Origin of the sequence: Kluyvera intermedia (genome assembly GCF_021440345.1) — a bacterium.
Taxonomy (GTDB): domain Bacteria; phylum Pseudomonadota; class Gammaproteobacteria; order Enterobacterales; family Enterobacteriaceae; genus Kluyvera; species Kluyvera intermedia_A.
In genome coordinates, this window is record NZ_JAKCNS010000146.1 from 1 (window position 1) to 1,285 (window position 1,285).

Genomic DNA, 1,285 nt, shown 5'->3' on the forward strand with positions numbered 1-1,285 from the left:
GTGTTATTAGATAGACATAATTATTTATGTACTTAATCATAACCGTGGGGACGATAGCTAAGTACATCTGCTAATTCGGTATGGCTGTTGAACCAGTGTAGTTCCTACTGGTTAGTGATTAGTTCTTGTCGGGTGTAAAACTAACCCCGTACTGTGTCTGAATCAGGCAGGTATTTATGCTGCTGATATTTTTGCGTCTGAAGCGGCGATTGGAGTTGGGCCTCTTGCGGCAGGTATGACTCTGATTGTTGGGAATAGTCGGGATGCGGTAACGAAGTTGGGTCGGCAGGTGATGGTGACTGCTGATGAGGCTTTGAAGAATAAGATGTTTAATGTTCAGCCGGTTGCCGCGCTTGTTAAGAAGGACGTTGTGGATAGTAGCTGTTTATCGAAAATGACGGCTGACTATTTGAAAGAAACTAACAAAATATTCAACCCTGCAACTAATAAGGTGGTGACTGAGCATATAGTTGTTCTTTCTGGTAAGGCTCCAAAGACTTCAACGCCGAACTCTGTCTATGAGGTGTCGAGGGTGGATGGTTCAAAAGTATCACTTATTATGATAGTAAGGGAAGGATGTTTTCTCGAGAGGATTATGGTCAGCAGAAAACACATGCTCAGCTAGGCTATGATTCTAATGGGAAGGTTCCTCCACATGGACATAAAATAACCTATAACGCGAATGGTTATGTAGATAAACAATACTATCGTGAGATAAATCAGAATGGTAAGCCAGTTGGATCGTGGATAGAGGATAAAAGATAATCATGTCGAATGATGTTTATGGATATACAGACTTTTCTGTAACGGAAGAGGTGGAACATCGATTGAATGCTTATATACATTCATGCTCTATTAATGTTCGGAGAATTTCTTCTTATGAACTGTATAGTTTTCCAAAAGAATTAATTCCCAGCAATAATGCATTCATATTTGATATAGCTGATGGTGTTAATTCATTAAATGCAACATATCTAACCGATTATAATGAGTATGATCCTGAATCTTCTGGTATAGGATTTCCTCCTGGGGCAAAAGAAAGGCTTAAAATTTTGTTAGATACTCTAACAGATATAATAAGAATAACCAACTCCAAAAGAATGGTTGTTGCCATGACAGAATGTAATCAAATTGAGACTGTAAAAAAAGTAAATTTCTCTGATTTTTATGATGAGGTATATAAGGATTTTGAAAAGTATCAGGCTCCTCCTGATACACTGTATGATATTACAGTCAAATAAAATTTTATTCGATTAGTAAAGGGAGTGTTATTAGATAGACATAA

2 protein-coding genes are annotated in these 1,285 nt (G+C 37.5%); both read left to right on the forward strand.

Annotated elements, in window-relative coordinates; genetic code table 11:
• Window positions 1-235 precede the first annotated feature (235 nt).
• Window positions 236-625, forward strand: coding sequence for a hypothetical protein (locus tag LZ634_RS22295; protein WP_234508913.1), 390 nt, complete (start codon window positions 236-238; stop codon window positions 623-625).
• 142 nt (window positions 626-767) lie between these two features.
• Window positions 768-1,241, forward strand: a complete 474-nt coding sequence (locus LZ634_RS22300) for a hypothetical protein (protein ID WP_234508914.1) — start codon at window positions 768-770, stop codon at window positions 1,239-1,241.
• Window positions 1,242-1,285 lie beyond the last annotated feature (44 nt).